Genomic DNA, 26,664 nt, shown 5'->3' with positions numbered 1-26,664 from the left:
ACCTTTTTCTTTTTCTATAAAAGTAATCAATCGAGATCCTTAATCCATGTGCACGATGATCTGATATTTACTTATACTCATTATTTACCTGTATCCCATGCTGTGTTTACATTTCATATACATGCTTTATTTTTCCCAGAACTTTAATTCAGGTATCACAGGCATTTAAAGCCTTTTATATGATACATAGCACCAAACCGATTGCCAACATTGGAGATCTTTCATGCCAGCATCACACACATTATGAGACAGGGAAGGGTGTTGTACGTATGCGAATGAGAAAAAAATGGATGTCCGGTGTTCTAACGATGGCCTTAAGTACCGTATTGGTGTTGTCCGGTTGCTCCAGTAATGAAAGTGGGGAGACTACGCCTGCTCCGGCAGAAGGAACCGACCCTCCAACCGAAACGGTAGCCCAGGATACGATGATTATGGGACGTGGTGGGGATTCCGTTGCACTCGACCCGGCGATTGTGACAGATGGGGAGTCACTGAAGATTGGACATCAGGTATTTGATTCGTTGCTGGACTACAAGGAAGGCGGAACAGAGGTCGTTCCTGGACTAGCAGAGAGCTGGGAGATTTCGGCGGATGGACTCAAGTATGTGTTTAAGCTGAAGTCCGGTGTGAAATTCCATGATGGAACTGACTTCAACGCGGAGGCTGTTGTGTTCAACTTCAACCGCTGGGGCGATCCGGCGAGTGAATATAAATTCGAGGGAGATTCCTTCGATTATTACGATTCCATGTTTGGTCCAGAGGATGGACGTGTGATCAAGGAAGTGAAGGCGACGGACGAGACTACGGTGGAGTTCACATTGAACCAGCCACAAGCGCCTTTCCTGCAAAATATTGCGATGACGCCATTTGGCATTGCCAGCCCAACCGCGATTCAGGAGAAAAAAGAAAACTTCAAGAGCGAGCCTGTGGGCACCGGCCCATTTGTATTCAAAGAGTGGAAGCGTAACGACTCCATCACCCTAGAGAAAAACGAGGACTACTGGAAAGAAGGACTACCGAAGCTGAACAAAGTAATCGTGCGTTCCATTCCGGATAATACCGCTCGCTTCAATGCCTTGCAAAACGGCGAGATTGATGTCATGGAAGACCTGAACCCGGACGATCTGTCCATTCTTGAAGGCAACAGCGAGCTACAGAAGATCGAGCGTCCACCGTTCAACGTGGCATATATCGGCTTTAACTTCAAGAAGAAACCATTTGATAATGTCAAAGTCAGACAAGCCCTCAACCATGCGGTGAACAAACAGGCCCTCATTGATGCGTTCTTTGCTGGACAAGCTGAACCTGCTGTGAACCCGATGCCACCAACGCTGTGGGGATACAACGATACCATTGAGGATTACCCATATGATTTGGAAAAAGCAAAAGCTTTACTAGCCGAAGCTGGCTTCCCTGACGGTTTGCCTGATCCGGTAACCTTCTATGCGATGCCAGTATCCCGTCCGTATATGCCTGATGGCAAGAAGGTAGCGGAAGCAATCCAGGCCGATTTTGAGAAAATCGGAGTGACCGTCACCATCGAATCACCGGAGTGGGCAACGTATCTCGAAGATACAAAGGCCGGGGAGAAGGACGACATTTACATGCTCGGCTGGACAGGTGACAATGGTGACCCAGATAACTTCCTGTATACACTGCTGGATAAAGATGCCATTCCAAGCAACAACCGCAGTTATTATGTAAACGAAGAATTACACACTTTGCTGACGGGTGCACAGAAAGAAACCGATCAGGAGAAGCGTGCTGAACTGTACAAACAAGCGCAGGCGATGATCAAGGAAGACGCACCATGGATTCCTCTGGTACACACGACGCCAATTCTGGCGGGGAAAGCCAACCTGAAAGGGTTCGTCCCTTCTCCACTGGGCACCGAATCCTATGCCGGTGCTTATTTCGAGTAAGCTGTAAGCTGAACTTATCCATATCAGGATAACTGCGATCTGAAGATGGCACTACAGTTCGGAGTGATTACGTTTTAATTCTTTCTCTCAAAGCGCTGGTGAGACGCAATGCTTGGCAGAACCCACATCCGGACGTAACTATCCAAAGCATGCGTTTCTGCCGGCGCTTTTTATTTTGCACGATATGTCGAAGGCAGGTGAACAGGATTGAACAGCTATATTGTCAAACGTGTGCTTGTGTTGCTGCCCGTACTGCTGGGCATGACCCTGATTGTCTTTTCCATCATCCACGCCATTCCGGGTGACCCGGCCGAGACCATACTTGGGCAAAAGGCAACCGAACAATCCAAGCAAGCGCTTCGTGATCAGCTCGGACTAGATAAACCCTGGTCCCAGCAATATTTCGCCTACTTGGGCGATTTGCTCAAAGGCGACCTGGGAACATCCATCCGCACCAAGGTGCCTATTGCCCAGGAAATTGTGCCTTATCTGACAGCAACCCTTGAATTAACGATGGCAAGTATGTTGTTTGCTGTCATTATTGGGGTGAATGCCGGGATTGTCAGTGCATGGAAGCACAACTCCTGGTTTGATTATTGCTGTATGGTCATTGCTTTGGTGGGGGTATCGATGCCGATCTTCTGGCTAGGTCTGATGGAACAATGGCTGTTTGCGAACAAGTTACAGTGGCTGCCGTCCATTGGGCGAATGAATGCACGTGATCCGGTGGATGCCATTACGGGCTTGTATGTGCTGGATACGATGATTGCTGGACAATGGAATCAGTTGTGGACCGTAACGAAACATTTGATTCTACCAAGTGTTGCATTGGGAACAATTCCGATGGCCGTTATTGCCCGGATGACCCGTTCCAGCATGCTGGAAGTAATGAGTTCCGATTACATTCGTACAGCAAAGGCGAAGGGACTGGGTCCGTTTTTTGTCGTATATGGACATGCACTTAAAAATGCGTTTATACCCGTGCTTACGGTTATCGGCATCCAGACTGGGTCATTGCTCGGGGGTGCGGTGTTGACCGAAACGATCTTTGCCTGGCCGGGCGTGGGACGTTATATATATGAAGCGATTAGTTCGCGGGACTATCCGGTGATCCAGAGTGGCATTCTGATCGTGGCATTTTTTTTCGTGGTGATCAATCTGATTGTAGATTTGCTCTACGCTGTGTTTGATCCACGAATTAGTTATAAATAGGGAATTCAACATTCATATCCAAGAAAGGAGACACCGCATGGCCAAATTATCGACCAACACCGGACCATCCATTGACGCTGCGTCGGCGAGTACATCCGGTCCATGGCGGGAAGCGTGGAGAACGTTTCGGAAAAATCGGCTTGCGCTTGCAGGTCTAATTATTATCGTATTTTTTATCCTGTTGGCCTTCCTTGCGCCCTACATCGCACCTTACGATTACAAGGAACAGGTGCTGGTGGATCGGCTTCAGGCCCCTTCGGCAGAGCATTGGTTTGGTACCGATGATCTGGGGCGTGACGTGTTTTCCAGAGTGCTGCACGGGGCGCGTATTTCCTTGTGGGTGGGGTTCTTCTCCGTCATTGGTTCCATTATCGCGGGTACGTTGCTTGGTTTAATTGCCGGATTTTATGGAAAATGGGCGGACATGCTTATCTCGCGTTTATTTGATATCTTGCTCGCCTTTCCGGGGATATTACTGGCCATCGCCATTGTGGCGATATTGGGACCGTCGTTGCAAAATGCACTGCTCGCCATCGCCATCGTGAACATCCCGACCTACGGAAGATTGGTGCGTTCACGGGTACTCAGCTTGAGACAGGAGGAATTCATTACGTCGGCGCGGACACTTGGAGCGGGCAACGGGCGAATCTTGTTTCGCCACATCTTGCCTAACAGCCTTACTCCTCTGATCGTGCAAGGTACACTCGGAATTGGGACGGCGATCATCGAGGCCGCTGCACTCGGATTTCTGGGTATGGGTGCACAGCCACCCGACCCGGAATGGGGAAAAATGCTGTCAGACTCCCGTCAGTTTATACAAAAAGCACCGTGGACACTGATCTTCCCCGGAGTTTCCATTATGTTGACCGTTCTCGGCTTCAACCTCATGGGCGACGGCCTGCGCGACACCCTTGATCCGAAAATGGTCAAAAAGTAGAATTATCAAACTCAAACCGTAACCGTAACATCAGTCTCAATACCGTAAGACCGAGGATATTCGAATGTACATTAGACGGGAATGTTTTGATACTAGCCGATATATCAACAGACACATCACAATCTTTCACCATGCCGGTTCGAACTTTGGTTCGAGGCGGCTTTTGTTTTACCTGCGGGATTACGGTAAAATGATTGGTGATGTGCAAAAGTTGAAGGGTTATTCGATCTTTTTGTTAAAATAACCTCCTGCGTATTGACACCCAATTTTCCCATATGTTATATAAAAGGAAGGGTTTAGCACTCCGATCATCAGAGTGCTAACAGATGATGTTTTTACTATAAGCTTACATATGGAATGATTCTGTTTTTGAAAATAGAGATTGAACCTGAGTCAGACATGCGAAGCCCAAAGGGGCACAACAGACCTGACGCGACATTCCACGTTTAATAAAAGATATCACTTCATTGATGATCTCTATCCTAAAAAAATCAGTCGCTGATCAAATGCGAAAGTAGTGCAGGGGACGAAATCGATTTGGAGGAAGCAAAGCGTTCGCCTTTATCACCGAATTTCTCCCGTTTAAAAAAGGGAATCAAAGAAATACAGGGATAACAGCGATCCGAAAAACGATTCGTAACCGGAACGGCTACATTGCAGAACGTCATGCACTTTTTTTTTACAATGAGCCATTAGAGTGAATCACAGTATCTGTGGACTAGAGCGATCTAAGGTTCTAGAGTCTAATGGCCGTAGGCATATCTCAGTTATTTCTATTTTCAATCCAATCATTCGATATCCAATCTGAAAGGAGTCCAACCATTCATGGCTAAAAAAGAATTCCAGGCAGAATCCAAGCGTTTGCTGGATATGATGATCAACTCCATTTACACCCAAAGAGAAATCTTTTTGAGAGAATTGATCTCCAACTCCAGTGACGCCATTGATAAAATTTACTACAGAGCACTTACCGACGATTCGCTCGTTTTCAACAAAGAGGACTACTTCATCAAGCTCACGATTGACAAGGAAAACCGCACGCTCACACTGACGGATACCGGAATTGGGATGACGCAGGAAGAGCTGGAGAACAACCTGGGGGTTATCGCTAAGAGTGGTTCTCTGGCGTTCAAGAAGGAAAATGAAGCTAAAGACGGTCACAACATCATCGGACAATTCGGGGTTGGTTTCTACTCGGCATTTATGGTGGCGGACAAGCTGACCGTAACAAGTAAAACGCTGGGCAGCGACGAGGCTTGGAAATGGGAGTCCGAAGGCGCGGATGGTTACACAATCACACCAGCTGAGAAAGATTCCGTAGGTACAGAGATCGTCCTGACGATCAAAGAAAATACCGAAGAAGATTCATATGACGAATTTTTGGAAGAGTACCGCCTGAGATCCATCATCAAGAAATACTCTGACTTCATTCGCTACCCAATCAAGATGGATGTAACGGGTCAACGTCCGAAAGAGGGCACGGAGAATGAGTTTGAGGAATATCAAGAAGAACAAACCGTGAACAGCATGGTGCCGATCTGGCGTAAAAATAAAAGCGAATTGACCGAAGAAGACTACAATAACTTCTATATGGAAAAACGCTACGGTTTTGACAAACCGCTCAAACACCTGCACATTAGCGCAGATGGCGCTGTGGTATACAATGCAATCCTGTTTATTCCGGAGAACACGCCGTTTGACTACTACACCAAAGAGTATGAAAAAGGCCTTGAACTCTATTCCAACGGTGTATTGATCATGGATAAGTGCGGGGATCTGTTGCCAGATTACTTTGGATTTGTTAAAGGTATGGTGGATTCCGAAGATCTGTCCCTGAACATTTCCCGTGAGATGTTGCAACATGACCGTCAGCTTAGCCTGATCGCGAAGAACATCAAGAACAAAATCAAGAGCCAACTGCAAAGCCTGCTGAAGGACGAGCGTGAGAACTACGAGAAGTTCTATCAAGCGTTTGGTCGTCAATTGAAATATGGTGTATACAGCGACTATGGTGTGAACAAGGATACATTGCAGGATCTGCTGTTGTTCACGTCTTCCAAAGAGAGCAAACTTGTGAGCCTGGACGAATACGTCTCCAGAATGCCGGAAGATCAGAAGTACATCTACTATGCATCTGGTGAGTCCATTAGCCGTATTGAGAAGCTGCCGCAGATCGAGGGTGTTCTTGAGAAAGGGTACGAAGTATTGTACTTTACCGATGACATCGACGAGTTCGCAATCAAGATGATCACGAACTACAAGGAGAAAGAATTCAAATCCATCTCCAGTGGTGACCTGGGCATCGAAGATAGCGCAGACAAAGAAGAAACGGACGCACAGGACAACGACAACAAAGAGTTGTTTGAAGCGATGCAAGCTCAATTAGCGGGTAAAGTCAAAGCGGTTAAAGCTTCCAAACGTCTCAGAAGCCACCCGGTATGTTTGTCCACCGAAGGTGAGCTGACGATTGAAATGGAGAAAATCTTGAAAGCTATGCCGAACAGCGAAAACGTACAAGCCGACAAAGTGCTGGAAATCAACGTGAATCACGATGTCTTCAAATCGTTGAAAGACGCTTTCGCGCAGGATCAGGAAAAACTGAACCTCTACACAAGCCTGCTGTACCACCAGGCATTGCTGATCGAGGGATTGCCAATTCAAGATCCAGTAGAGTTCACTAACGATATCTGTAAGGTTATGGTGTAAAAATCCGGCGTACAAGGGTGCGATAATATCCTTGATGCAAAAATTCATGTAGCTTCAAGAGTAGACTGCGTGAATATTAAGTTTAGTAGCTAAATCGCAACGCTGCATCCACCATATTCATCCGACAGGGCATTTCCGTCCTGTCGGTTTTTGTTTTTTTACCCATACCGGGAAGGGTGGGGGGGGGGGCAGACTATCATTGAAGTAAATGATGATATTATTATTAGTTGAGCTTGATCTTCATTCGATTTTTGCGAGAGAACTGGTGAATACGATTATTGTATTTAAAAGACAGCAAAAGTAGTGAAGGGGACGGAATCGATTCTGAAGAAGCGAAGCGTTCGCCTTTGTCTCCGGGTTTTTCCCTAGTAAAGGGAATTCAGAAAACCTGGAGACAACAGCGATCAGAAGAACGATCCGTAACCGGAACGGCCATCTGATGGCACGTTAGTACTTATGGTTGTTCTGCTATGGAGCGAGCATATGTGAATAATGAGTTCAATATGAATCATTGTCATTTAGATGCACGGATGATAGTCTGGCAGGGTATAATAAGAGAAGATGACTGTTCATTACAAGTTGATGTAAGAAGAGATGACAATCGCAGACAGGTTTTACTTTTCGAAACCACAGATGTTGTGTATAATCACTCAAAATAGAGACAGTCGGCTAGGAGTGATCCCCATGCAATGGAACGATCTGAGAGAACATAGACAATATCCTGAATTAACCAAATTGGATGGATCTCGTGCAGCGTATGAACGGGACTATTCAAGACTCATTCATTCACCGACCTTCCGTCGGTTACAGGGCAAGTCGCAGGTGTTTGGCGCAGGAACGGGTGATTATTATCGTACTCGCTTGACCCATTCCCTGGAGGTGGCACAGATTGCACGAGAGGCTGCCCGAAGTCTGATTCGCCGTTTTCCTGAGGTAGACTGGGACCGCGCGGACAACCCCGGCCTTATTATTGATTCAGAAGTGGTGGAGTGCGCTGCAATCGCACATGATTTTGGTCACCCGCCTTTTGGACATAAAGGTGAAGAAGTATTAGATGGCATTCTGGATGACCTCATCAACACCGAGGCTAAGAAAATCATGAAAAAAAGCCGCAGCGCCAAAGTTCCCAAGGTCGAGTCTGAAGTACGTGCTGAGTTAAAACGGAAATACGAGCATTTTGAAGGCAATGCGCACAACTTCCGTCTCATTATGCACTTGGAGAAACGTGAAGATATCGACGGACTGAACCTGTCTGATGCGGTATTACTAGGAATCAACAAGTATCCGTACCCCGGGACAGAGAGCAAGAAAGGCATGTATCATCATGAGTGGCAATATATTCGGGAGATCCGTGATCGCTGGAACGTGCCGGCAGGCAAGAAGACGCTGGAAGCACAGTTGATGGACCTTTGCGACGATATTGCGTACTCCTCACATGACCTGGAGGATGGCATCAAAGCAGGCAAAATTGAAGTACATGAGCATTTCCTGCAAGATCCGCATGTGAATCGACTGATTGTGGATAAAATTACAACGCTGGAGGATCTGTTCTGGAACGGATGGACCCGAGAAGCGATTGGGCAAAAGGTAGAAGAGGTCCTCGCTTCGTTCCTGCGCATCTGGAATGAGAAGATGCCATTCTGCGAGCATGATTACTCGCGTACCCGCCGTGAGGTGAAAGCCTACTGGGTGAGCTTTTTTGTAGGCAGTCTTGGCGTTATTGACGACGGCGACTGGAAGAAGGTAACTTTTGTCCGTGAAGGGGCTGAAGACCTTGATATGCTGCGTACGGTGAGTGTGCTCAAGAGTTTTGCCTGGGTGACCATGATTCGTGACCTGCGTGTGCAGCGGCTACAGAAGCGCAGTGAGTGGATGATTAAGCGATTATGGGATGCATTCCTCGATCCGGAAACGTCCAAATCCATTATTCCATCTGACTGGCTGCAGCGGTATGAGAAGGATCAAGCCAAAGCCCAGCCAATCTGGACTTGGGAACACATGGTGATCGATTATATCGCAGGTATGACGGATGCATTTGCCGAGAAAATATATAATGAACTCTACGGTCTGAAGGTGGGTTCGATCTACGATCTGGATTAAAATTAACCGATATAAAGGGAGATGAGACGCTTGGCTAAGCGAATGAGTGAGACGTTCAGTCTGGGCGTTCTTGACCTTGTTCCAAGGTTGAACGATGCAACTGCGGAGCAGGCGCTTCAACAATCGGTGACACTTGCGCAACATGCCGAGGCTTGGGGATATGCCCGATACTGGACGTCAGAGCATCATGATATGGCTGAACTGGCATCGGCTTCTCCCGAAGTACTGTTATCGCACATCGGAGCAAGGACAACAACGATCCAACTTGGCTCTGGTGCGGTCTTGTTGCCGCATTATAGCCCACTCAAGGTTGCGGAGTCATTCCGCCTGCTGGCTGCGCTCTATCCGGGGCGCATCGAGCTTGGGCTCGGACGTGCTCCTGGCGGTGGACCTCATGCCACGATGGCACTCAGTGGCAATTACTTGCAGCATGTGTCCAAGTTGCCTGAATCACTCGCAGCACTCACAGAACTGCTCGAAGACCGCTACATGTACGAGGATCATCCCGTGACAGCTCGTCCGATTCCCAAGCTTCCGTTATCACTCTGGATGTTGGGAACTAACGTGAAGAGTGCAGAATATGCGGCACGGTTTGGCATGGGATATGTCTTTGGTCAATTCATGAGTGATGCCGATGGTACAGAAGCTGTAAGGCGATACCGAGAAGGCTTTACTCCTAGTGAAACGATGAAGGAGCCTGAGGTTATGGTGGCAGTGAGCGTATTGTGTGCCGAGTCAGAGACGGATGCTATGGCCTGGAGTCGTGACATGGCGGAGAGACGCGAGCCGAATGGGAAAGAACGTTCAACCGAGCCGAATTCAAGTGGTATCGCGGGCTCTGACACGAATGATGAGGCCGTTAGTGATCAAAATGAATCGGTTCGGCACTATGCAGGTACACCTGAGCAGGTATGGGCTCGATTGCTACAGGTGAGTAGTAGGCTGGATACGGAAAGGTTGCTTCTGGTTACGGTAGGACCAGATTATGAGCGCAGATTGGATTCATATCGATTGCTGGCTGAGCATAAGACAGCAATCCTGAACTAGGCTGATCGCTTTATGATGTTAGCCGTTGAAATCCGAACAAACCGAAGAGCTGCAGATCGGGACTTTACCGTATGCTGCAGCTCTTCGGTTTGGATTTTGTCAAGATTCAACAATCTTTTACAAAATCAAGCATCTTAATGACAAAATAATGTTATAATACTTTACGTCTATTTTCCTATCGATATAATATAGATAAGTTCTTTTGACAAGAGGTCAAAAGAAGGGGAAAACAATGACAAACGCACCTGAATTCGGGATGACCGAAGAGGTCAAGGGGGAAATCATATGTTCAGCAGATTTAAGATCAAGAGTATCGGTCTGCGTATCAGCATCGCGTTCTACTTATTAATCCTCTGTTTAATTGTTTTGAGTGTCACGATTGTCACCCGGATGAATTCAATTGAAACCAATACCAATGAAATTACGAAAAATTGGATGCCATCAATCCAGCAAATTAACCGGTTAAATTATACCACAGAGCATGTCCTGTCACTAAGTTATCGTCACTTTGACGCGGAAGAAACAGACAAGGCATTTTTGTCAGAAGAGCGTACAAAGTATATTCGTGAAACGACGCAGGCAATTAAAATCTATGATCAGCAGGAGAAGTCTGCGGATGAGCTCGAACACTGGACTGCGTTCAAGAACAAATGGGAAGCATATCTCAAGATTAATACGCAAGCGATCAAGTTGAGTGATGAGGGTCAGACACAGCTGGCGAAGGAAGTAGCTGATAAAGGAGCTGATTCCTTTGACACCATGCAAGTCGATCTTGATTATCTCGTGGAATACAATCAGGAACAATCCAATCTTGGGGCAGCCCAAACGATCAGATCGGTACAGGATGGTAGATTAATCATCATTATCGGTGTTCTTGTCATGATTGTCATTACAGCGATCAGCATTCCGATTATTCGTTCACAGGTCGTGAAACCACTGCTACGTGTCATTAGTGCGGTGAAACTGATTGCAGAAGGCCAATTGAATGTTCAGGACATACATACCAAACATGAGGATGAAGTCGGTGTTCTGGCCAAAGCGGTGAATGACATGAAAGGTAACCTGACTTCCATGGTTCTGAGCGTCAGACGAATTGCGGAAGCTGTGAATCTGCAAAGCGGGGAACTGGCAATATCCTCAGAAGAGGTTAAGATTGGTAGTCGCCAGATTGCTGTGACCATGGAAGAGTCAGCCAAGGCCGCAGAGAGCCAGGCAGAGACAGCCGTGGAATCAGCCCGTACGGTTGAAGTGTTGAATGATCACATTCAGAATCATACGGAACAAGGCAGCCAGTTGCGCGTCATGTCGGATCTTGTACTGGAGCAAGGGTTGAATGGTCGCAAGGCGATGGAACAATCAGTGCAGCAGATGCAACAGATTTCCGGTTCGGTCTCTGCTTCCATGAACAAGATGGAACGGTTGAATCGTAAAAATGAAGATATTTCCAAGCTGGTTCAGGTCATTCATGACATTGCACGCCAAACCAATCTGCTGGCATTAAATGCCTCCATTGAGGCAGCGCGTGCGGGAGAGAGTGGACGCGGATTCGCCGTAGTGGCATCAGAAGTGAGGAAGTTATCTGAGGCTGTGCAGACTTCGGTTGAAGAGATCACGGCGATTACCGAGGATATTCAGCAGGAGTCACAAGGGGTGGTTGCGGAATTACGTACGAACGTTCAGGAGACCGAACTGGGTCAGGAACATGTGCTTACTTCAGGTCAACTCTTCCGTACAATTAATGAATCGGTGGAAGGCATGGTTGGTGTCATCAGCACTATGACAGATGGACTGGCAGGCATGCAGGAAGCAAGCGGACGAATGAATGATTTTAGTCAGCAGATTTCCGCTGTTTCGGAACAATCGGCAGCGAGTGTGGAAGAAGTTTCTGCATCGGCGGAAGAGCAGGTAAGTTCCATGGAAACGATTAGCGGCAACATTCAAAGTCTGAAAGAATTATCGGAAGATTTGCTTACATCCATTGAAAAATTAAAAATATAACCTTGTTCTTATAATAGAAGAAGCTGGAATCACGCAGGCGGCTAATGGTGAGAAATCAGTATAATATATGAGCTGTTGGCCTATAACGTTTACTGGCAAGAACGATTAGATTTCCAGTGTTATAATCTCAAATAAAGTAAGGCGTTCCTCAACAATGGGAACACCTTATTTTTTTTCTGTCCAAATAGATACGTGCAAGGAAATGGGTAGTTGTCTAGCAGTCTAACATTGTATACAATGACTACCTGAAGCAAACGTATGAGTCGTATTTGATATGTTTTCAATGAGCTTACTATTTATATAGAAGAAACATGATTAATGAAGGAAGGAGAGGGGAATTTTGCCTGATGAAACACTTGGTATGTACGCTACTTCTGGGAAACACCTCTATACCTTTGCTTGCCACGAGAACGAGCAAGAATTATGCATGCTGGAGCTGAATACGCTGCTTGAACCGAGTTCGGAGATCCCTATGGATATGGGGTCGTATGTGTGGTCTGAACGATGTATTCCACCTGGACGCAGTCCTTTTATCCATGGCAGACTGGACGTGATCGGCGAAGGGGAGACTGTGATGGATCTGCTTCCTCTTGCCAAAAATATTCACCTGTTGCCAGATGAGACATTCAAGGTAGTTTGTCTAAAAGAAGGGGATCAAGCCCCTGATTATGCACAGTCTCGTCAACTGGAAAAAGAAGTTGGCATGTGCATTAAAGGCAAGGCACAGATGAAACAACCTAAGGTGACTTTCGGCCTAATCCGAACAGGAGAAAAATGGATCTTGGGCCAGTGGACAGAAGCGGACCGATCATGGCAGATTCATCGGCAGAAGCCGCAAAATTACTCAACTGGATTTGGCATCACGCTTGCGAGAGCGCTGGTTAATATTGCTGTTCCGAGAGTAGAAAATCATCGATTGCTTGATCCATGCTGTGGTATGGGAACAGTTGTGATTGAGGCTTTATCCATGGGAATTGATGCAAAAGGTAACGATCTCAATCCTCTGGCTGTCCGAGGTGCGCGAATCAATCTGCCGCATTATGGATATGATTCAGATCGAATCACACTGGGGGATATGAATGAACTGCAAGATTTGTATGATGCGGCAATTCTGGACATGCCCTATAACCTCTGCTCTGTACTTCCGGATGCTGAGCAACGAGCCATGCTGGAGAGTTTGCGCAGATTGGCAAAACGGGCAGTGATTGTTTCCACAGAGTGGGTAGAAGAGCACTTGCTGGAAGCAGGATGGACTGTAAAAGAGTACCGAAAAGTACACAAAGGCACGTTTATACGTCATATTTGGCTGTGTGTGTAAGCGTAAAAAAACAAAAACTCTACCTCTGAGGAAATTTCCAGAGGTAGAGTTTTTTATTGCTTACAATATCCATTGAACTAACTGTTTAGACGAGAACGTAGAGGACAGAAAAAAACTGAAGAAGCGGAGCGTTCGCCTTTATTCACAGATTTTCACCTTTATAAAAGTGAATCAAAAAATCTGGGAATAACAGTGATCGGAAGGTTGTTCTGTCATCGGAGTTGTAAGTCTAAATCTTTTTAGTTCAATGTATATCGTTGATCTGATTTGCACAATATTGCATGGGAACGGGTGTTTGTGTTAATATTTATGACTATAATCCACAAGGTTCACCGGCAGGGTATCACCAGCGACGTAAGCTTCTAGATTTTTGACGAAAATATCGACTGCTCGATTCGTGTATTGCTCTGTACTTCCTGCGATATGAGGCGTAATTAACACGTTATCCATGCCCCATAGCGGGTGGTCTGCAGGAAGTGGTTCTTCTTCGAACACGTCCAGTGCGGCGAAGGCAACTTGGCCGTTTTGGAGCGCATTCAGCAAGGCTTCCGTTTTCACACTGGGGCCACGGCCCACATTGACGAAGCATGCACCAGATCGGAACTGCTCAAATGCAGTTTGATCATATATATGTTTGGTTTCATCGGTTAGCGGTAAAATGTTAATTACATAATCGCCCTGGCTCAAGGCTTCATGCAGCCCGGTCATGTCGTACATTTTGTCCACATTGGGGACATCCTTACCTGAGCGGCGAACTCCGATCGTGCGCATGCCGAGTGCTTTGAGAATACGGGCTGTTTCCGTACCGATCTCACCTACACCAACGATGACCGCTGTTTTGCCATGCAGTTCCGGGAGTGGTTTGGCAGGAGCTTTCCATTCGGCCTGCTGTTGATGCAGCATAGCTTGTCTTAGCCAGCGACTGTGGGACAACATCATGCCCAGAATAATTTCGGTGATTGGAATCGCGTGAACTCCATTTGCACTGGTGACCTGAACGTTCTTTTGTTGCAAATCTGCGAAGGGGAGATTGTCCACACCAGCAGACCAGACCTGAACCCACTTCAACAGGCTGTCCTGTTTCAATGCATGTTCTGTGACGAGTGGGGACCAGCCGAGAATAATCTCAGCTTCTTTCAACTCAGCGGGGTCCAATTCCTTGGCTTTTCCGAATTTCAGGGTGTATCCCGGTGCAGCATAGTGAATGCGTTGTTGCTGTTCTTCGGATAGAGATGGAAAACATACAATTTTACCCATAATGTGTGGTCCTCCTGATATAAATAGTTTGATGAGTTTGATGATTAAAGTGTATCAGATTTGGTGTTGGATGTGCATTAAGGTGGGAAATGCAGGAATCTAGCCTTATTTGCAAATGGTTATATTTGTGTCACTCTATACTTACCCAACTTGAAACGATATGTATAGTTATGAAATAATAGAGCGAACTTTAGAGAGGTGTATGCAATGAATAACCAATCACATCAGGATCATTCATCCCGACGGGAAAGATTGTTTGTAGCAATTCGTCTTCCTGTTGCTGTTCAGCAGTCTCTTCAGATGGATGCGAGGCTTGTACAGAACAAGCTGGATTTTCGTAAATGGACAGATCATAGAGATTATCATATAACCTTGCAATTTCTGGGGGATACGTTAGTTAGTGACATCGGGCACCTGCGAAAAGCATTGCGCTCAGCAGCAAGCGGATTTCAGCCGTTTGAACTTCAGCTTTCCGACTGGGGCACATTTGGACTTGAAGAAGCACCTAAGGTGCTTTGGAAAGGTGTTAGCGGAGAGAGAGAGCACTTGTTTTCATTGCAAAAACAAATCGTGCAGGCGACTTCGCCCCTTGGGTATGAAGCAGAATTAAGACCGTATGCTCCCCACATTACCATTGCCAGAAAATATCTGGGACAGATTCCAGGTAATGAGAATAAAGGGGTATCTGGCGTGCTTCCGGAACATGCCACAGGTGCTAATTCATGGATGGTGGAGGACATTGTACTTTATGCGACAAGGCTGGGACAATCGCCAATGTATGAGGTCGTGGATACGTTCACTTTTTCCTGATAATCATTTTTATGCCATAAAATCACATTGACATAACGTTTATCCCTATGTAATATTAGCCATCGTTATTCAAATTCTTTTTTTTGGGTTACTTAGTTAAGGGAATTGTTTCGACAGGAGGAATCTTCGAATGAACATTATAAGCAAAAATCGTTGGGTAGCACCGATGTTATCAGTGCTGCTTGTATGTATAGTGGGGGTAAATGTCGTTCAGGCGACGGGGAAGTGGAATGAAGCTAGTGATAGTAAACAGATGACCGAACTTGCGGCTTCTGTGCAAAATAACCAAACATCTACGCAAGAAGAGAGGCGCATGATGGAAGATGGGACAAGTCTGTCCTCTAATCTGTCTGTCCAAACCGTAGCGTGGACTGAATCTCTGCCAGCGAAGAACTGGCTTACGACTGCTCAAGAAGAGCAGGAACTGCAAGAAGCCAAGGCCAAGAACAAAGCTAGAGCGGTAGCTGCGGCCAAAGCCAAAAAAGAAGCTGCACTGAAATTGGCCAAAGTGAAACGTGCCAAAGAAGTCGCTGCTGTAACAACTCCCCCCCAAAAACTATACTTTACACGGACCAAACTTCTGAACCAGGAAGACTCGAAACTCGCAACCTGGTCATACAGTGTGTCCGATAAAGAACTGCATCTGCTGCAAAAAATCGTCATGGCAGAAGCGGAAGGTGAACCGTACGAAGGCAAAGTGGCAGTTGCCAATGTTGTCTTAAACCGGCTGCGGTCAGCCAATTTTCCCGATACCATTTACAAGGTCATCTATCAGAAATCCCAGTTTAGTCCTGTAGCGAACGGACGTATGAAACGTGTGGTTCCCAACGAGGACAGCATCAAAGCAGTGAATGCTGCGTTGAACGGGAAGAAGGAAGTTGCCGATGATACGTATTATTTCTTATCATTGACGCTTGCCGACGATCTGACAGTTGCCCGCTCGCAGAAAAAAGTAAAAACGATCGGTCATCATACTTTTTACAAGTAATCGACCCGTAAATTCTGCAAACAGGCAGGGTAGTTAACTGTGTGTGCATCACACGGCCCTTGAAAAAGCCTGAATCGTAGTTTTATTTCGTTATTTTAAAATATCGTTATACTCTAAATTACCCTTTTTTCTACCAAATCATACGGTGGAATTAGTGAAAAGAAAAGAAGGTTCCCTTCCAAAAATTCGGAAGGGAACCTTCTTTGTATATCGCGAGCAATTGTCTTGTCCCCCATAACACCTCGTGAGAGCTGTTCTATAGGACCCTAGAGGCGTCAGAATGGTATTCTGGTACCTGACAAGGACGTGGCAGCAATTCCGGCTGTGAAGCGCTCCACGGAGGTTTTTGTGACTTCGGCTGTAGTCGGGAACAATAAGTTATGAACAGCTTGAGCACAGCACTTCGGATCATAGGCCGACTGGTTACCTGAAATATGTGCTACGTTCAGCGGGCTTTCAGTTTGAGTAGATGCCTGCTCAACTAGTTGTCTGAAACGATTGGTGATCACGTCGGCAGAATGAATGACCTGGCCGTATCCGGCTTGTACAAAGTATTCACAGTTCTCTTCCTCTTGACCTGCAATCGGAGGAATAAACAACATCGGTAGACCCTTGGCCAGCGCTTCAGTGCATGTCATGCCACCTGGCTTCGTAATCAGCACATCGGATACATCCATCAGTTTGCTTACTTCCCGTGTATATCCCAGAATACGAATATTCGGATGCTGGAAGCAAGGCATTTCCTTCATTTTTGCGATCATTTTTTCATTGCTTCCTAGACAGAAGACCAATTGAACACGATCTGCCCAGGACGTGAGAGCTTTCATATGGTCCTCATCAAACGAAAGTCCCCATCCACCACCCATTAGCAGCGCCGTAGGCATGTTCTGAAGCCCCATCTCTTCCCGTAGCTTCACCTTATCTCCTGCTTCCCAGAAGTCTGGATGCACAGGGATTCCCGTGATCTGAATATGGGAGGGATCGACACCCCGAATCTCAAGCAATGCTTTGACCTGAGGGGTAGAGACCAGATATTTGTTCACTTCCGGATTAATCCATGTTCCGTGCACGTCATAATCCGTCACGACCGTATAGAGCGGGATATTCAGACCCTGGCGTTTGAGCCGGGAGATGACCGCATTCGGAAAAGGATGGGTACAGATGACCGCATCGGGTTTCAGTTGGGATACGACCTGTGCCGTTTGTGTATAGAAAATTCGGTGCAACGCCAGCTTGGTAAAACCATTTAATGATTTATTGTACTGTGTGCGGTACAACAGGCTGACCAGTTTGGGTTGAACCGATAGTGTCTTTCGATATGCAGAGAAAATTAGTGGAGCTACCGTTGGGTTCAAAAATTTGCCTAGTTCAATGACACGACTGTGAACATGTGGACTGACTTTTTTGATGCCATGTGCCAGCGCATGAGCGGCCTGAGTGTGACCGGTACCGAAACCTTCCGATAATAAGAGCACTCTTGGTTTTCGCATGAGTTCACCTTTATTCATAAGTTTTAATTCAAAATGAAGATATACATTGTTTATTCTAGCTAGGGAATGCGTTACTACATGAATATACATTGAAGCGTAAAATCATGTTTCTTCTATGAATATTTACACCATATATCTTACAATGAGACAACCTAAACTTCATTATATATACGTATTAATTGAGTCATCTTACACTATAGACGACGACAGAAGGAGTTTCCACTGCATTTAGGTTAAAAAATATTAACACAATTTTTAAAATGTTAGGGTTGCAATCTGTTTTCGAAGGTGGTATTGTAGTTTTTGACCGAATGACCGAATTGTATTTTTGGTCATTTATGTAGAGCGATTGAACCATGAATGTGATTAAAGGAGGGATACGATGGCTCCGATTGACAGGAGACAGCAGGTTATTCATGCAGCAGCCCAGTCGTTTGCCATGTTTGGATACAAAGCAACGACGATGGATCAGGTCGCCAAGATTGCGAACGTTGGCAAAGGAACGATCTATACGTTTTTCACCAATAAGGAACAATTGTTTGATCAGATCCTGGTAGAAGTGATTCAGGAAATGAAGAACATCGCGCATCGTGAAGTACATCAGGAAAGTGCATTTTTTGATAATCTGTTTCGGGTACTGGATGCCTTGTTAGAGTTTCGTCGTGATCACGACCTGCTCGTTAAGTTATCTCAGGAGCTTAAGGACTTTGGAACGCTGCAGGCCAAGGAAGGTTTGGACAAGGTGGAGAAAGTAATCTCCGACTTTCTGGCTAAGGAGCTTGAGAAAGCAAAAGACAATGGAGAGATTCGAGATTGTGATCCGCAAGTCGTCGCATTTATGATGATTCGCCTGTACATTGCACTCACCTCAGACTGGAGCAAACAACATCAACCGCTGAGCAAAGAGGAAATCAAGACTTATTTTCGCCTTTTCTTAATGGAAGGAATTGCTGCTATAACGTAATCCGAATTTAATCTACTATAATATATGGATTTTCACGCGTATCAAGCAGGGAGGCTTGTCGGAAGACAGGTTGTTTTTTTGTCCTAAAGTGACCGTTTAAGGAAAATGGTCAGTTCGTGTTTCAGTATATTTTCTGGAATGAAGCATTGTATTTCATTATGGTTATTCCTGCTCATGGAGCAGAGAGATTAAGGGGAGAAAATGACATGAAATCTTTATCCGTGTTTTTCAAGGATGTGGGATCGGCCGTGAGAAACCCGAAGGTGTTGATCCCTGTTATTGCAATTATGTTTATACCGATCCTGTATAGTGGCATCTATCTGGCAGCCTATTGGGACCCGTATGGTCATGTGGATGAGATGCCGGTTGCCGTTGTCAATCTGGACAAAGGTGCTGAGCTGGAGGGAAAATCCCTCCATGTAGGTAGTGATCTGGTGGATGAGCTGAAGAAAAATGCCGATTTCAAATGGGATTTTGTCAGTGCGAGTCAAGCCAAAGAAGGCATGAGTAATGACAAATATTATATGCAAATTACGATTCCGGAGAACTTCTCATCCCAGGCAACAACATTGCTCGATGACAAGCCGGAGCCGGCTGATCTGATCTATGAACCGAATGGCAATTACAGCTTTGTCGGTGCGCAGATCGGTAAGACTGCTATTAAGGACCTGAAAGCAAAAGTTTCCGCCAAAGTAACGGAGTCCTATGCAGAGACTTTGCTCGACAAGTTCTCCGAAGTATCGGATGGCTTGGCTGAGGCTGGCGATGGGGCGGGTGAACTGAATACCGGCGCAGGCAAACTGGATGATGGTGCGGTTAAGCTCAAGGATAATCTGGCGAAGCTTGCATCCGGAACGCTTGAACTTCAGGAAGGACTTTCTCCATTAAGTGATGGTGTTAACGCGCTGCACACAGGGGCAACCAAGCTTGAAAGTGGAACATCGAATCTTGTATCCGGTCTGCAACAGCTTCAGGCAGCTGCTTCGAGCCAGCTTCAGAGCGGAGCAGATCAGTTGAAGGATGGCAGCGCCAAGTTGGAAACCGGACTTCAGTCTTCACTGGATGGCACAAGTAAGTTGCAGGCTGGCCTGAAATCGTCAGAACAGGGCAGTGCGAAGCTGTCGGATGGTCTGCAAAGTGCCGTTCAGGGCAGCGGTACACTGGCAACAGGCCTGCAATCGGCTGTTGATGGCAGTTCCAAGGTTGCTGATGGTGCACAGGGTGTAGCCGTCGGATTGAAGCAGCTTGCTGCATCAAACCCGGAACTGGCCGAAAATGCGGATGTCCAGAAACTGCTTGCGGCAAGTGAAGCTGTTGCTGATGGCAGTGCACAACTGCATGAGAGTGAGCAGAAGCTGGCGCAGGGTGCAGATCAGCTGCATCAGGGTAACCAGCAACTGGCTGCGGGTGCAGCCGAGCTTCATGGAGGTCAGGAGCAACTTCTGGCTGGTGCGAACCAGTTAGTGGATGGTCAGCAACAATTGCTGGCTGGTGCCGGGCAGCTTAGTCAAGGAGGAGCACAGCTCTCCGATGGCCTGAAGCAGTTCAGCGGCAAGTTGGGTGATGCTGCAAGTGGCGGTACATTGCTTGCAGATGGTGCCAAGCAGCTGGGCTCAGGGACAACAGCTTTGCAAACGGGTGTAGGTAAACTAAGTGGTGGCGTTAATTCACTAACCGATGGTTCGAAGCAACTGGGTGATGGCGCGGGCAAACTGGCTGACGGTCTTACCGAGCTAAAAGATGGCTCAAGTGAACTGGCAACCAAGCTGAATGACGCCGCACAGAAAACATCCGAAGTTAAAAAAACGGATGATGTAGTGAACATGTTCGCTGAACCTGTAAACTCCTCGGAGAACACAGCAGAGAACGTGAGCAATTATGGTACAGGATTGACACCGTTCTTCCTGTCGATCGGTCTGTTTGTGGGTTCGTTGATTTCCACGATTGTATTGAAAATGCGGGAAACGTCCGTATCTGGTGCAACAGGCTGGAATCGTTTTGTCAGCCGGACACTGGTATTTGGGTCCGTAAGTATTTTCCAATCAGTTATCGTGGCAAGTTTCATGTTATATGGTCTTGGGCTGGAGACGCACAGCGTAGGGCTGTTCTATCTGTTTACCATTATTACGGGGCTGACCTTCATGTTGATTGTTCAGGCACTTGTAACCTGGCTGGATCTGCCTGGACGTTATGTTGTCATTCTGCTGCTGGTCTTCCAGCTTGCGGCAAGTGCAGGAACCTTCCCGGTAGAACTGATTCCATCATGGCTTCAGGTGTTTAGTCCTTGGTTACCAATGACGCACAGCATTATGGGCTTCAAAGCCGTGGTATCGAGTGGTAATCTGGATGTGATGTGGCATCAGGCAGGTATTCTTAGCATCTATGCAGGGGTATCCATTCTGCTGACGCTTGCTTACTTCCTCTGGAATGGCAGACGTCCGAAAAAAGAAGTCGAACAGGCTGATTCTGGTCAAGTTGTGACGGCATAAGTCGAACCTGATCTTCAGCAGGGTCATATTTTTGAAAAAAAACTTTATTTTCTTGTAGTGAAATTATGCAATATAGTAGTCAAATAGTGCAAATAGCCTGTGGCCCCAAAAAGGGGTTGCAGGCTATTTTGTATACAAATGCATAGAGAAGTAAAGTTTCGCTGGCTTAGGCAGTGAAAATTTGGTGGAATTATTGATAAACGCAGGCTGCACATGGAACGATTTTCTTCTGTCAGCAATTTAATTCAGTTGTACTCTGGCATAAAAAGTGTATAATTATTCGAAAAAGAGATGAATTTAAACGTCACTACTGTAATGCTGTACTGCAAAACATTTCTTATCAGAGGTATTAAAAAGTTTAAATTGCGCTGATGTTAGGTCGGTGTTAAAATAATAGAACTATATCAAAAAAACGTCGCTCCATTTCAGTAGCCGTGCCAGCGGCTGCATGTTGATTTATACAGGCTGTTTGCCGGATCGTCCGGATCAGCTCATCTCATTTAATGGCTTCTGCCCAATAGCAGGCATTATTTTTGACAGTCTCATGCTGTCACCTCTTCTATCTAGCAGGCTCTATCGCAAGCGAAAGGCCAGCTCCTCCCGTTTCATTGTTGCCTGTTGCCTATGTTCTTGATCTTTCCGAAATACTTCATTATAGAAAGGTTGCGTTCCATGAGACACATCGGATTACCTCCAAAACAGGGTCTGTATGACCCGCAGTTCGAAAAAGACGCATGCGGAATGGGTTTTGTTGCCAACATCAAAGGAGTACCTTCACACGATATCGTTAGTCAGGCACTGACCATGCTTAGTAACATGGAGCACCGTGGAGGACAGGGAAGTGAGCCAAATTCCGGTGACGGAGCAGGTATCCTGATCCAGATTCCACATCGCTATTTTGCACAGGAAGCGGAACGTCTTGGTTTTGCATTGCCTGAACAGGGCTTCTATGGCGTAGGGATGTTGTTCCTTTCCCAGGACCCTGCCATCCGTAGTGCGCACGAAGAGAGCCTTAAGAAGATTATTGAAGAAGAAGGACAGACGTTCCTGGGTTTCCGGGATGTTCCTACTTTTGATGAAATGCTTGGCCGTTCTGCACTTGCAGCGAAACCTTATGTGCGTCAGGTGTTCATTGGAAGATCCGAAGATGTGAAGGATGAGCTTGGATTCGAGCGTAAGCTGTATGTTATTCGCAGACGCGCTGAGCTGGCTATTCGTTATTCGGCAGATGAAGCAGAAGGCGGTTCATTCTACCTACCAAGCTTGTCTTGTCGCAAAATTGTATATAAAGGCATGCTGACTACGGAACAGGTGGGAGAGTTCTATCTGGATCTGCAGCAAGACCTTGTTGAATCGGCTATTGCACTCGTGCATTCCCGTTTCAGTACGAACACCTTCCCAAGCTGGGAACGTGCCCACCCGTATCGCTTCATGATCCACAACGGTGAGATCAACACGATGCGTGGTAACGTGAACTGGATGCATGCTAGACAGTCCTTGTTCGAGAGTGAGTTGTTCGGTAACGACATCGCCAAAGTGAAACCGGTCATCAATCCGGATGGTTCGGATACAGCCATGTTTGATAACACGCTGGAGTTCCTGTATCTGAGCGGCCGTTCTCTGCCACACGTGGCCATGATGATGGTTCCTGAACCATGGAGCACAGATGAGGGCATGGACCCTGCCAAAAAAGCATTTTATGAATATCACAGTACAATGATGGAGCCTTGGGATGGACCAGCAGCAATGGCCTTCACAGATGGTTTGCAAATTGGTGCAACACTTGACCGTAACGGTTTGCGTCCAGCTCGTTATTATGTAACCAAAGATGACCGTATTATCCTGTCCTCCGAAGTTGGGGTACTTGATATCGCGCCGGAAGAGATCCTGTACAAAGATCGTCTGCGCCCAGGTCGGATGTTGCTTGTGGATACACAAGAAGGTCGCATCATCGCGGATGAGGAAGTAAAAGCAATCATTGCAGCCGAGAATCCGTACCAGGATTGGCTTGATGAGCATTTGATGGATCTGAGCGAGTTGCCGGAAGCACCGGAACTTCCTGATCCAAAACATGATAACGTGACCCAGCTTCAGCTGGCATATGGTTATACATTTGAAGAACTGCGTAAAATCCTGGAGCCCATGGCAACAACAGGTATGGAAGCTACGGGTTCGATGGGTTATGATGCACCACTGGCTGTGCTGTCGGATCGTCCGCAGCGTCTGTACAACTACTTTAAACAGATGTTCGCCCAGGTAACCAACCCGCCAATCGATGCAATCCGTGAAGAGATTGTAACATCTACGGCAACAACGATTGGTCCTGAGCGCAACTTGCTGAACCCTGAACCGGAGAGCTGTCGCCAGATCCGTCTGGATACACCGGTATTGTCCAATGAAGACTTTGCGAAGATTCGCCATGTGCGTCGCCCAGGCTTCCGCTCCATGACGATTCCAATCTTCTTCACCGCTGCGGAAGGAGCAGAAGGGCTTCGCAAAGCGATGGATTTGCTCTTCGAAGCTGCGGATCGTGTCATTGACAAGGGTCATAACATTCTGATCCTGTCTGACCGCGGTGTGGACGCAGAGAATGCTGCCATTCCTGCATTGCTTGCTGTAGCAGGTCTGCATCACCATCTGATTCGCCAGGGAACCCGAACAAAAGTCAGCATTATGCTCGAATCGGCAGAACCGCGTGATATTCACCACTACGCGTTGCTGCTGGGTTACGGTGTAAGTGCGGTGAACCCTTATCTGGCCTTTGAAACGCTGGATGACATGATTCAGCAAGGGTTGCTGCGTGGCATCTCGCATGAGAAAGCAGTGAAAAACTACATTAAAGCAGCTACCAAAGGCGTTACTAAAGTGTTGTCCAAAATGGGGATTTCTACGATTCAATCGTATCGTGGAGCTCAAATATTCGAAGCGGTAGGTCTGAAATCAGACTTCGTTGACCGTTACTTTACCTGGACACCTTCCCGTATCGGCGGAATTGGGTTGGAAGAAGTGGCAGCCGAAGCGTTGACACATCATAACCGTGCCTTTACGGAAAAAGACGGTAACGATAAAGTATTGGATTCCGGTGGGGATTATCAATGGCGTAACGATGGAGAAGAGCATCTGTTCAATCCGCAAACCATTCATACCCTGCAACATGCAGTACGCACTGGGGATTACAAGCTGTATAAAAAATATTCCAAACTGGTACAAGGTGAGAATGATCAATTGTTGACCATTCGCTCCATGCTGAAGCTGAAACCGGTGGGAGCTTCCATTCCACTCGAAGAAGTTGAATCCGTAGAAGATATCATGCGTCGTTTCAAAACAGGTGCAATGTCCTTCGGTTCGATCAGTAAAGAGGCGCATGAAGATCTTGCCATTGCTATGAACCGTGTTGGAGGTAAATCCAATACCGGTGAAGGTGGAGAAGATCCGGCTCGCTTCATTAAAGATAGCAACGGGGATTCCCGTCGCAGTGCGATTAAACAGGTCGCATCCGGACGTTTTGGTGTTACATCCAACTACTTGGTTAATGCCGACGAGATTCAGATTAAAATGGCTCAGGGGGCTAAACCAGGTGAAGGCGGACAGCTGCCAGGACGTAAAGTGTATCCTTGGGTTGCTGAAGTTCGTGGTTCAACACCAGGTGTAGGTCTGATCTCGCCACCACCGCATCACGATATCTACTCAATCGAAGATCTGGCAGAGTTGATCTATGACTTGAAAAATGCCAATCCGCGTGCTGAGATTAACGTGAAGCTTGTATCGGAAGTGGGCGTGGGTACCATCGCAGCTGGTGTAGCCAAAGGCCGTGCCGATATTATCCTCGTCAGCGGTTATGACGGTGGTACAGGTGCATCACCGCAAGGTTCGATTCGCCACGCAGGTATGCCTTGGGAACTAGGTCTTGCAGAGACACATCAAACGTTGATGCTGAACAATCTGCGTGACCGTGTTGTCCTCGAAACAGACGGCAAAATGCTTAACGGTCGTGACCTGGCGATTGCAGCCTTGCTTGGAGCAGAAGAGTATGGTTTCTCTACAGCACCGCTCGTTGCACTTGGCTGTATCATGATGCGTGTCTGTCAGATGGATACCTGTCCGGTTGGTGTAGCGACACAGAATCCGGAATTGCGTAAAAATTATATGGGTGATCCGGCTCATGTGGTTAACTTCATGCGATTTGTTGCTGAAGATGTGCGTGAGATCATGGCTGATCTTGGTTTCCGTACTATACAGGAGATGGTCGGACGTACAGATTGCCTCGAAACGGTAGAAGCCGTAGATCACTGGAAGAAAAAAGGTGTGGATCTGTCTGTATTGCTGCACGTGCCTGAAATGCCGGAAGGCTCTGCACGTTACCGCACACAGCATCAGAATCACCAATTGGAAGAAACGCTGGATATGCAACAATTGCTGCCACTGGCACAGTCTGCTATTGAATCCGGTCAACCGGTTGAAGCGGTGCTTCCAATTACAAACGTTAACCGTGCAGTAGGTACCATTTTGGGTAGTGAGATCACACGCAAATATGGTCTCGCAGGATTGCCTGAAGATACGGTTAAATTCAAATTTGTCGGTTCTGCCGGACAAAGCTTTGGGGCCTTTGTACCTAAAGGTATGACCTTGACCGTTGAAGGGGATTCCAATGACTACGTAGGTAAAGGACTGTCCGGAGGTAAACTGATCGTGATGCCTTCTCCGAAAGCAACGTTTGAGGCGGAAGATAACATCATTATCGGTAATACGGCTCTCTACGGAGCAACAAGCGGTGAAGCGTATATCCGTGGTATTGCGGGTGAGCGATTTGCTGTACGTAACTCGGGCGCCAAAGTAGTTGTTGAAGGTGTAGGCGACCATGGTTGTGAGTATATGACAGGTGGACGTGTCGTTGTACTGGGCGATACAGGTCGTAACTTTGCAGCAGGGATGTCCGGAGGTATTGCCTATGTGTATGATCCGGAAGGCACATTCCTGAAACGTTGTAATCTGGAAATGGTTCTTTTGGAGCGTATCGAAGATGTGGCCGAAAGTGCAGATCTGCGAGGCATGATTCAACGTCATGTTGCCAACACAGGAAGTGCTGTCGGTCAGCGCGTTCTGGATAACTGGCAAGATGCGCTGAATCAGTTCGTTCGGGTTATTCCGAAGGACTTCAAACGTATGACAGAACAGATCGAACGGATTCAGGCAACAGGTTTGACTGGAGAAGCAGCGCTGCTTGCAGCGTTTGAAGCGAATATGCGTGAACTTGCACGTGCTGGAGGTTAATAACTTCCTTGTTCAAAGGTATAAGTGCATGAACAGGTTGTATTAAGAATAATAGGAGCAATATGGTTGCCATTCCGGCACCATATTGCTCCTATTTGGCTTTCGACAAAATTAGAACCCCATCAAAAAACGTTATCGCCATGAGACGACAACAT

Annotated in this window: 15 protein-coding genes; 13 read left to right on the top strand and 2 right to left on the bottom strand. The window is 46.8% G+C overall.

Going from position 1 to position 26,664, the window contains the following annotated elements:
* The first annotated feature begins 275 nt into the window (after positions 1 to 275).
* The 8 genes from AC6CIF_RS10615 (at position 276) to AC6CIF_RS10580 (ending at position 13,240) form a co-directional block, all read left to right on the top strand.
* Positions 276 to 1,922 carry an ABC transporter substrate-binding protein gene (locus AC6CIF_RS10615; RefSeq protein WP_498199695.1) on the top strand — a complete coding sequence of 549 codons (1,647 nt, stop codon included), beginning with the start codon at positions 276 to 278 and terminating at the stop codon, positions 1,920 to 1,922.
* A 207-nt stretch (positions 1,923 to 2,129) separates the two neighbouring features.
* Positions 2,130 to 3,134, top strand: coding sequence for an ABC transporter permease (locus AC6CIF_RS10610; protein WP_498199538.1), 1,005 nt, complete (start codon positions 2,130 to 2,132; stop codon positions 3,132 to 3,134).
* Positions 3,135 to 3,171: 37 nt separating this feature from the next.
* Positions 3,172 to 4,071: a nickel transporter permease gene (gene nikC / locus AC6CIF_RS10605; protein WP_036611363.1), complete on the top strand. Its 900-nt coding sequence runs from the start codon at positions 3,172 to 3,174 to the stop codon at positions 4,069 to 4,071.
* 825 nt (positions 4,072 to 4,896) lie between these two features.
* The gene (gene htpG, locus AC6CIF_RS10600; RefSeq protein WP_074093900.1) at positions 4,897 to 6,777 is read left to right on the top strand and encodes a molecular chaperone HtpG; all 1,881 of its coding nucleotides are present in this window, start codon (positions 4,897 to 4,899) and stop codon (positions 6,775 to 6,777) included.
* 684 nt (positions 6,778 to 7,461) lie between these two features.
* A complete protein-coding gene (locus tag AC6CIF_RS10595; RefSeq protein WP_076209597.1) occupies positions 7,462 to 8,877 on the top strand; it encodes a deoxyguanosinetriphosphate triphosphohydrolase family protein in 1,416 nt (471 codons plus the stop codon).
* Between the two features lie 21 nt (positions 8,878 to 8,898).
* Complete coding sequence (locus tag AC6CIF_RS10590; RefSeq protein ID WP_498199536.1) at positions 8,899 to 9,924, top strand: MsnO8 family LLM class oxidoreductase; 1,026 nt, start codon at positions 8,899 to 8,901, stop codon at positions 9,922 to 9,924.
* Positions 9,925 to 10,209: 285 nt separating this feature from the next.
* The gene (locus AC6CIF_RS10585) at positions 10,210 to 11,922 is read left to right on the top strand and encodes a methyl-accepting chemotaxis protein (protein ID WP_076209598.1); all 1,713 of its coding nucleotides are present in this window, start codon (positions 10,210 to 10,212) and stop codon (positions 11,920 to 11,922) included.
* A 340-nt stretch (positions 11,923 to 12,262) separates the two neighbouring features.
* On the top strand, positions 12,263 to 13,240 hold the full coding sequence (locus AC6CIF_RS10580) for a TRM11 family SAM-dependent methyltransferase (protein ID WP_498199534.1): 978 nt from the start codon (positions 12,263 to 12,265) through the stop codon (positions 13,238 to 13,240).
* Between the two features lie 300 nt (positions 13,241 to 13,540).
* Here the strand turns inward: AC6CIF_RS10580 and AC6CIF_RS10575 are convergent, their stop codons facing one another.
* Positions 13,541 to 14,497, bottom strand: a complete 957-nt coding sequence (locus tag AC6CIF_RS10575; RefSeq protein ID WP_498199532.1) for a D-2-hydroxyacid dehydrogenase — start codon at positions 14,495 to 14,497, stop codon at positions 13,541 to 13,543.
* 207 nt (positions 14,498 to 14,704) lie between these two features.
* Between AC6CIF_RS10575 and thpR the strand changes: the two genes are divergently transcribed.
* Positions 14,705 to 15,307 carry an RNA 2',3'-cyclic phosphodiesterase gene (gene thpR / locus AC6CIF_RS10570; RefSeq protein WP_076209600.1) on the top strand — a complete coding sequence of 201 codons (603 nt, stop codon included), beginning with the start codon at positions 14,705 to 14,707 and terminating at the stop codon, positions 15,305 to 15,307.
* A gap of 130 nt (positions 15,308 to 15,437) precedes the next feature.
* Positions 15,438 to 16,295, top strand: a complete 858-nt coding sequence (locus tag AC6CIF_RS10565; protein ID WP_076209601.1) for a cell wall hydrolase — start codon at positions 15,438 to 15,440, stop codon at positions 16,293 to 16,295.
* Between the two features lie 275 nt (positions 16,296 to 16,570).
* Here AC6CIF_RS10565 and AC6CIF_RS10560 read toward each other — a convergent pair whose 3' ends face one another.
* Positions 16,571 to 17,785 (bottom strand): MGDG synthase family glycosyltransferase, encoded by a 1,215-nt coding sequence (locus tag AC6CIF_RS10560; RefSeq protein WP_076209602.1) that lies wholly within the window; start codon positions 17,783 to 17,785, stop codon positions 16,571 to 16,573.
* 382 nt (positions 17,786 to 18,167) lie between these two features.
* On the opposite strand from AC6CIF_RS10560, the gene AC6CIF_RS10555 reads away from it, so the two are divergent.
* From AC6CIF_RS10555 to gltB, 3 genes are all read left to right on the top strand, one after another.
* Complete coding sequence (locus tag AC6CIF_RS10555; RefSeq protein ID WP_076209603.1) at positions 18,168 to 18,749, top strand: TetR/AcrR family transcriptional regulator; 582 nt, start codon at positions 18,168 to 18,170, stop codon at positions 18,747 to 18,749.
* Positions 18,750 to 18,955: 206 nt separating this feature from the next.
* Positions 18,956 to 21,238, top strand: coding sequence for a YhgE/Pip family protein (locus tag AC6CIF_RS10550; RefSeq protein WP_498199529.1), 2,283 nt, complete (start codon positions 18,956 to 18,958; stop codon positions 21,236 to 21,238).
* Positions 21,239 to 21,910: 672 nt separating this feature from the next.
* On the top strand, positions 21,911 to 26,509 hold the full coding sequence (gene gltB / locus AC6CIF_RS10545; protein WP_498199527.1) for a glutamate synthase large subunit: 4,599 nt from the start codon (positions 21,911 to 21,913) through the stop codon (positions 26,507 to 26,509).
* Positions 26,510 to 26,664: the final 155 nt, after the last annotated feature.

The sequence above is a fragment of the Paenibacillus sp. GQ49 genome, from assembly GCF_059759055.1.
Note: the sequence above shows the minus strand (reverse complement) of the source record. Positions and strands in the feature narration are given on the sequence as shown.

Bases quoted from the DNA above. Each gene is read 5' to 3' on its own strand.
- AC6CIF_RS10615 (WP_498199695.1), top strand. From the start codon at position 276: ATGAGAAAAAAATGGATGTCCGGTGTTCTAACGATGGCCTTAAGTACC.
- nikC (WP_036611363.1), top strand. From the start codon at position 3,172: ATGGCCAAATTATCGACCAACACCGGACCATCCATTGACGCTGCGTCG.
- htpG (WP_074093900.1), top strand. From the start codon at position 4,897: ATGGCTAAAAAAGAATTCCAGGCAGAATCCAAGCGTTTGCTGGATATG.
- AC6CIF_RS10595 (WP_076209597.1), top strand. From the start codon at position 7,462: ATGCAATGGAACGATCTGAGAGAACATAGACAATATCCTGAATTAACC.
- AC6CIF_RS10590 (WP_498199536.1), top strand. From the start codon at position 8,899: ATGAGACGCTTGGCTAAGCGAATGAGTGAGACGTTCAGTCTGGGCGTT.
- AC6CIF_RS10585 (WP_076209598.1), top strand. From the start codon at position 10,210: ATGTTCAGCAGATTTAAGATCAAGAGTATCGGTCTGCGTATCAGCATC.
- AC6CIF_RS10575 (WP_498199532.1), bottom strand. From the start codon at position 14,497: ATGGGTAAAATTGTATGTTTTCCATCTCTATCCGAAGAACAGCAACAA.
- thpR (WP_076209600.1), top strand. From the start codon at position 14,705: ATGAATAACCAATCACATCAGGATCATTCATCCCGACGGGAAAGATTG.
- AC6CIF_RS10565 (WP_076209601.1), top strand. From the start codon at position 15,438: ATGAACATTATAAGCAAAAATCGTTGGGTAGCACCGATGTTATCAGTG.
- AC6CIF_RS10560 (WP_076209602.1), bottom strand. From the start codon at position 17,785: ATGCGAAAACCAAGAGTGCTCTTATTATCGGAAGGTTTCGGTACCGGT.
- AC6CIF_RS10555 (WP_076209603.1), top strand. From the start codon at position 18,168: ATGGCTCCGATTGACAGGAGACAGCAGGTTATTCATGCAGCAGCCCAG.
- AC6CIF_RS10550 (WP_498199529.1), top strand. From the start codon at position 18,956: ATGAAATCTTTATCCGTGTTTTTCAAGGATGTGGGATCGGCCGTGAGA.
- gltB (WP_498199527.1), top strand. From the start codon at position 21,911: ATGAGACACATCGGATTACCTCCAAAACAGGGTCTGTATGACCCGCAG.